We start from the raw sequence: 6,169 nt of genomic DNA, 5'->3' as shown, positions 1-6,169 counted from the left end.
TCGGCTGCGTCGTCGTGGGATCAGCACCGGCAGCAGGATGTGTCGGCTGCGTCGAGGGGGGAGCGGCGATCGGGCGCGCAGGCAGTTTCTGATCGACCGGGACGATCGCGGGCAAGACCGGTTGTTGTACTTGCCGCGGATGATTGGCGACGGCGTTACCGAACGGCCCCGCGTAGCTTCCGCCGGTGGCGACCGCTTTTTTGGCTTCCAGCTTATCCTGGTATCTCATCAGTTCCTGATCATACGCAGAGACCGATTTGTTGCGCGTCCCGCCACCATGGCCGAGCTTCGGGACGAACCCCACAACACTGGTCGGCGGCTTGGGTTTGGGTTTCACCACCGCGTAGGCGCTGATCGCCGTGACGCCCAGCACGCCGGCTCCGATCATCAGCTTTCTCTTGCCGACGGCCGATATACCGGTACGAAGCTTGTCGAGGATCGGAAATTTCGCGGCCATGTCAGTCGTCCTTGAAAGAAATGGAGAAAGTCCGACCATCGCCGCCCGACATCAAAACCACCGGGGTATTCGGCACGGCATAGATCCCCACACCATCGGGTCCGTATTCCGAGCCATCCCATTCGGGTGAGAGGATCTTGTCGCGGGTGCGAATGTAGATCTGGCCCCGATAGCGCCATGCCCGGATCGCTTCCGGTGATGCGCCGATCACGCCGAGCGGCACCGCGTCCGCCGGCGGCACCCCGTTCAGCATGGCGGTCAGCGCGGGAGCACCGGTTTCCGGGGCATTCGAGCGGACATAGACCTGCGGTGACGCTTCGGGTCCGCGCTGATTGATCTGCACGTCGAGACGGGCCTCGAACGTACTCGGGCTGGTCAGCAGAAGAAATGTCAGCGGCGCGGACGCACCCTTGAGATTGACCAGAAGCCCGCCGCGCGGATAGCGCGACCTCGGGGTGATTTCCAGCACATTCGATCCCTTGTAGGGAACACAGACAACGAAGCCGGACGCGACGATCGCCGGCATGGCCGATCCGGCGCTCGCGGCCGCCGCAGGGTTACCGCCATTGACGCAGGTATCGGATTTATTGGTCGGCGACCCCGGCGCGGGATCGGAATTGGTGGTCCAGGCGATCGGCCACGGTGCGCCGGTATTGTCGAGAAAGGCGACCGCCGTCGGAAATCCATAGGCTGTCTGTATGATATTGGTGACCGACTGCGGCCCCAGGCCAACAAGCACGGTATTGGTCTCCGGCACCGCCAGCGGGGACGTGTGGGCATTGGCAATCGCTTTCGACACACCGTCATAGCGATGCTGCAAGGCACGGATCATGCCCGGCGTGATCGGGATCGCGTTACGCGCCGCTGCCGAGAAATTCGGGTGCCGCGATCCCTCGCGCGGCAGAAACGCAGGTGCTACCGACTGCGCCGCACCCGAGATTTGTCCCTGCCCATCAGCGGGTTGTGCGTTCTGCGCCCAGGCGGGGATTGGTGCCGCTGCCAGGACCAAAGCGGTCGAGCCCAAGGCGATAAAAGGAGCGATCAGAGCGAGACGCTGATGTCGAAGGGTGGAATACATGTGGGTCATCCCATTGGCGCGGAAATAATCTGGCTGATCGCAAGCCCGGACGGATGATGAAAGAGGTTTGCCCGTACGACATAGACAGTCATCATCCTGGTCTCGGTGTAATGGCGCTGCTCATTGCGGTAAGTCACCACCATCGGGAATTGGATTTCCCAAGTATATCGGTAGCCCACGACCCCTTCCTTTTTGATGGACGGCCCTGCGGTGGGCACAGCACTGCCGACGAGGTCGTAATATTTCATCCGCTCGAAATCATGCTCGGTGATGAAGCTTGCCGCGAAAGCCTGCCAGCCGGCGCGGGTAAATTTCCGGCTCACACGCGTAAACTCGTGCCGATAGTTCACGAAATTGACGCTATAAGCCTCATCCGTCGCATCCGTAGCGAATCTGAAAACCCGGCTTTGCGCGTAGATCGGCTGATTGAGCGGATAGAGCCGGACCGGATCGCCGCTGCGCGACGTGCCGAAAAAAATCATCTGTTTCGGGTGCAGCAGGGTCCAGACCTGACATCCGGCGAGGATCAGGATGGCGAAGGCGAGCACGGTGTTCGATGTCACGAGGCTGCGAATGCGCGCCAGCAGGAAATACGGATTGAGGATCTGCCGCGAGGCAGGGCTGACCTCCGGGACCACGCTACCTTCGCTGCCTGCCGTCACGTCGCTCATCAATCGATCTCCGGGGAATTTTCCATCGCGACCCTGAGGTTTGCAGGCGCTATCGCCAGTCCAAAGCGAAAAAAAACAGGGGTAGAAATTGGCAAATCCTTCGGAAATATCTGCAATGTCACAGGGCATACCCCTCGTAGGCATGTCCGCTCGCGACAACGTGTGGCGCAATCCGACGGGTAGCCGTTTCTGAGAGGCGCACTGGGAACAACAGACCGGTGACCAAACATTTCCTGAAAACGAAATTCTGAGCCCCGTAAGACTTGCCGATCTCGGCTAGATCGAAGCCGGCCCAAAGACGCCCCGGCCAGATAGACCGGTTGCACCGGCCCCATCCCGGATCGCCTGCATAGTTACAAAATGTCCTGGCGACGACGTGGCGCGACACCCCGGCAATCTCCGCGCAGCCATCGGGAGAAACGCCGGCGACCCACATGACCCCAAGAGATTCACGCATAAGCGTTGGAAGCCCCCGGGAGGGCTTTTCGAATCGGAAATTGCCGATCGCCGCTTTATAGACGGTTTCAGACACCATCATCAGCCGTGCCAGAGATCCCGCATCCAATCCCGCGCCCACCTGCGCCACAAAAGCCGTCAACAATTGATCGGCACGATCTCTCGGATAAGCCGGAGAGGGGCACCGGGGTTTTGCCTGCCTGCCCGGTCCCGGTGATCTTCTCCGCTTATATTTACGTTCGCGCCGCCGGTCGGGTTGCGGTGAAACACCTGACGCCGCTGGGGCAATTACAGGCGTGTCCGTCGCTGTAGCGGTGTCAATGGGCGCCGTGACCGGTACGACATCACTCCGTGAAGCCGGAGAAACCATGGCAAGATCGGCACACAGCGCCGCGCGCAAGGATCCACCACGCCCATAGGGCAGCCCCATGCGTCGTAGTGCTGACAGCAACTGTTTCCGGGATCGGTTCACCAACGTGGCAATGTCCACAATGTCGGTCTGCGCCACGAAATGCCTGACGATCAGGACCCGTTGCCCGTGCGACAAGTAGCGCTCGCTCTTGTAATGGCGGAGCGGACGATCGTGTGGTGGTACGACACAATCGGCGTGGGCAATTGCAACGACATCATCAGCTGTGAGCCCTACCCAGGCCGCGATCTGATGGCGTCCCGGACCTCGATCGGGACGTAGCGCAGATCGCCTGATCATCTGCAGCGCAATGCGGGTTGCGTGCGAATGAGAGAGAGGCGCCCCTGATGTCTGTTCCGACGCCGGTTCAACGGGGTGGGTGGGTTGAAATCCTCCACCAGCCAGAATCGTAACGGTTTCTGCTGACGAAAGCGCCCGTACGCCGTTATTCCATATAAATCTTCTTACAACATTATGATCGTCGCTATGCCGAGCCCATTCGGGCCGCACAGCGTCTTTGCAAGTCATATCCTGGGTCGTAGTCATGGACATACGAGCCTCCACCATCGATCGGAATAGACCGAATTAATAAAATCATCCCCTACAGGACTGCCGCGATGCAATGATTAAATTTTTCCGCGCGGAGATCCCTGCGCAATCGAGTTGCGCTATAAGAACGGAGTCGCAATGAACTCTGGGTTTTATAGATTTTCAGCAAACGCCGCAGGATAACGGCATGTTACCTCATCCAGAAACACCGAAGACGTACAGGAATTGAGTCGCGGTTGATCTCTGGCAAGCGCCGATGATCATTCCGGTTAAGGATTCGCGAAACAATGGGTTAGAGGTCGAGATTCGCGTGCGAAATGAAGTTCGATTTCATGAGATCAACAACATTCTGCAACGGAGCGTTGCAATTCCGAATAACAAATACGGATAGATACAAAAAAATGACAAAAGCCCGAGCGCAGACGAATCACAAATGAGTGAATAGAAATTAAAACGTAATGAATATTGTAGGATTTCGACTACGTTATTATTTTATTTCTAAATGAAACGGAAAAAGATAATAAAATAATTTTTCCGAGTGGCGAACGCGGACGCCATTACCGTGTCGATGCTCAAAGGAGACTGACATGGTTAACACACGACATCAAGGCCTCAATCCCGCGCTGATCAAGATTGCCGCTGCGACAATCATGGCCATAACGCAGCCAGCTCGGGCCAACATCGTCATCATCGCCGCCAATACAAAGGTGGCTATCACAGGAACTCTGGGCGAATCAGCGTCCGCTCGCCCATCACGTGACCCCAATGCACCGCCGCTGCCGCCACGTCACCCCGGCTATCCCATCGTCGAAGGGTTCGGCATCGCGATACCGCTGGCCACAGCATTGCCGCTCATCGTCCCACCCTATGTCACCGTGCGTTTCGCAAGGGGGATCGACCACGACATGCCCTGCTCCTGGCGCGGCGGTTTGCCCTGGCCCGCAACGCTGGCAACCGCAATCGCCCCGCTCGGATTGCACCTGAGCGCCACCAAAACCACAGCAATAATCACGATAAAAAAAATTTCGTGACCACGCATTTTTTATAGCTCCACTTGCAATAGCGCCTGCCACGCTCCGCGTGAAAGGACCGCTCATGCCCGCAGCAACCTCATCATTGACGCTCGAACGCCACGCCGTCGAGGCCTGGATCATCCGCTATTTCCCGCAGATTTTCCTGGCTCCCGGCACCATCCTGGCTGACACCCCCGAAGTCGAGGCAAAAGTCACAGAGATCGGCAAACTCTTCACCGATCTCTGTCAAACCGTCGACGCAGACACCGTCGCCAGGATCGTCTTCGAGCCAGAGACACTCGACCACCTACTGACGGCGTTCGCCTGGCTCGATCTACAGCGCCGCACCGCCCTGCTGATCTTCCTCGAGCAATTACCGGACGGTCTGGGCGAGCGGATCATCAGAGCGATGATCGGCGCAGACCCCGATCACCGCGGCCGGATCGTGACCGACACCATCACCCTGATCCGCCGTGCGGAAACCATCGAGCGGATGACCCAACCCATCCGTATCGAGGCACTCACCGCCGCTACAGCCTCACGCCCCCTCCAGGATCCCTATAACAACAGGACGATATAAATGATGCGCTTTCCAGCAGCGCTCCTGATCGCGAGCGCCTTCTCCCTCCCGCTCTCCGTCACGGCAAGAGCAGCCGCGGGTGCCCCAACCGCCCCGCCCTCGAATGCCGAGCAGACCGCCGGATGCGTCGCCATGGCCAACGGCGCGGCTGCCGGCATATCGGCCGGATTATCAGCCGATTCCAACGTGCTGACCGCACCCCAACCCGTCACACAACTCACCTGCCTGTCCAATTTCTTCCACGGCGTCGGGCTCAACCTCATAACGTCCGTTTTCAGCGCCAGCACATTGACCGCCATCTTTCAGGATGTGGAGGGCCAGATCTGCGCCAGTGTGAATCAAGCCTGGCAAAATGCCACCTCCTCGATCAGCCAATGCGGCATCTCGATCTCCGGCTTCCAGATCGGCGGTTTCGGGACCACGGGGTTCGGCAATTTCTGCCCGCAACTCTCCTTCGGGGGTGGCGGCGCCAACCTGCTTTCCGTCACCGGATCGCCAAGCCTCGGCCAAAACACCGGGCTCTACGTCAACGGCACGTCGCTCATGCCAGATGGGTACCCGGCACCACAGACCAGCCAGGGGAGCGTCGGCAATGGCTCCTGATTTTAAGAAATCGGTCCTGCTCACCGCCGGCGCTGGGATCCTTCTCGGTGCCACCGTGCTCCAGCCGCCGAAAGCCCATGCTTTATTCGGGACCAGCGTCGCCGCGCTCATCGCAGCCGTGAATGCGGTTGCCAGCAAGGTCGTGTCGGTTGGCACGGACGTCACCAACATGCAGAACGCTATTGAGGGAAAGCTCGAAAGCGAATTCGGCTACACCAGTAAAAGCGGCGGAGATCTGCGCACAACCCTGCAAAACGGATTCAACCAGAACGCGAATTATGCCAAGGCCGCCGTCGGTGCCAAGGAACAAATCACGGACGCTGCCCTGAACGATCAGGCGACCGAGAACCTCC

8 protein-coding genes are annotated in these 6,169 nt (G+C 58.9%); 4 read left to right on the top strand and 4 right to left on the bottom strand.

Translation table 11 applies throughout. The features are described from left to right. The 4 genes from ACP5E6_RS15535 to ACP5E6_RS15520 form a co-directional block, all read right to left on the bottom strand. The coding region (locus ACP5E6_RS15535) for a hypothetical protein (RefSeq protein ID WP_427955532.1) at positions 1-457 on the bottom strand (457 nt) is incomplete at its 3' end. A gap of 1 nt (position 458) precedes the next feature. Continuing rightward, positions 459-1,535, bottom strand: coding sequence for a DotH/IcmK family type IV secretion protein (locus tag ACP5E6_RS15530; protein ID WP_427955531.1), 1,077 nt, complete (start codon positions 1,533-1,535; stop codon positions 459-461). A gap of 5 nt (positions 1,536-1,540) precedes the next feature. Then, positions 1,541-2,206, bottom strand: a complete 666-nt coding sequence (locus tag ACP5E6_RS15525) for a DotI/IcmL/TraM family protein (protein WP_427955529.1) — start codon at positions 2,204-2,206, stop codon at positions 1,541-1,543. A gap of 118 nt (positions 2,207-2,324) precedes the next feature. Continuing rightward, entirely contained in the window at positions 2,325-2,804 is a 480-nt protein-coding gene (locus ACP5E6_RS15520) for a hypothetical protein (RefSeq protein WP_427955527.1), read from the bottom strand. A 1,403-nt stretch (positions 2,805-4,207) separates the two neighbouring features. On the opposite strand from ACP5E6_RS15520, the gene ACP5E6_RS15515 reads away from it, so the two are divergent. From ACP5E6_RS15515 to ACP5E6_RS15500, 4 genes are all read left to right on the top strand, one after another. Further along, complete coding sequence (locus ACP5E6_RS15515; protein ID WP_427955524.1) at positions 4,208-4,651, top strand: hypothetical protein; 444 nt, start codon at positions 4,208-4,210, stop codon at positions 4,649-4,651. An 85-nt stretch (positions 4,652-4,736) separates the two neighbouring features. Continuing rightward, the gene (locus ACP5E6_RS15510; protein WP_427955522.1) at positions 4,737-5,213 is read left to right on the top strand and encodes a hypothetical protein; all 477 of its coding nucleotides are present in this window, start codon (positions 4,737-4,739) and stop codon (positions 5,211-5,213) included. A gap of 132 nt (positions 5,214-5,345) precedes the next feature. Continuing rightward, on the top strand, positions 5,346-5,816 hold the full coding sequence (locus ACP5E6_RS15505; protein ID WP_427955520.1) for a hypothetical protein: 471 nt from the start codon (positions 5,346-5,348) through the stop codon (positions 5,814-5,816). A gap of 55 nt (positions 5,817-5,871) precedes the next feature. Next, positions 5,872-6,169, top strand: a 298-nt coding sequence (locus ACP5E6_RS15500; protein WP_427955517.1) for a hypothetical protein, incomplete at its 3' end; no start/stop codon positions are given.

Origin of the sequence: Acidiphilium sp. (genome assembly GCF_049977125.1) — a bacterium.
Taxonomy (GTDB): Bacteria; Pseudomonadota; Alphaproteobacteria; order Acetobacterales; family Acetobacteraceae; genus Acidiphilium.
The sequence above is the reverse complement of the archived record's forward strand: the minus strand, read 5'-3'. Positions and strand labels throughout refer to the sequence as shown.

What these genes read in the sequence shown, in the direction of transcription:
- ACP5E6_RS15525 (WP_427955529.1), bottom strand. Translation starts at nt 2,206, where the DNA reads ATGAGCGACGTGACGGCAGGCAGCGAAGGTAGCGTGGTCCCGGAGGTC.
- ACP5E6_RS15515 (WP_427955524.1), top strand. Translation starts at nt 4,208, where the DNA reads ATGGTTAACACACGACATCAAGGCCTCAATCCCGCGCTGATCAAGATT.
- ACP5E6_RS15530 (WP_427955531.1), bottom strand. Translation starts at nt 1,535, where the DNA reads ATGTATTCCACCCTTCGACATCAGCGTCTCGCTCTGATCGCTCCTTTT.
- ACP5E6_RS15505 (WP_427955520.1), top strand. Translation starts at nt 5,346, where the DNA reads ATGGCCAACGGCGCGGCTGCCGGCATATCGGCCGGATTATCAGCCGAT.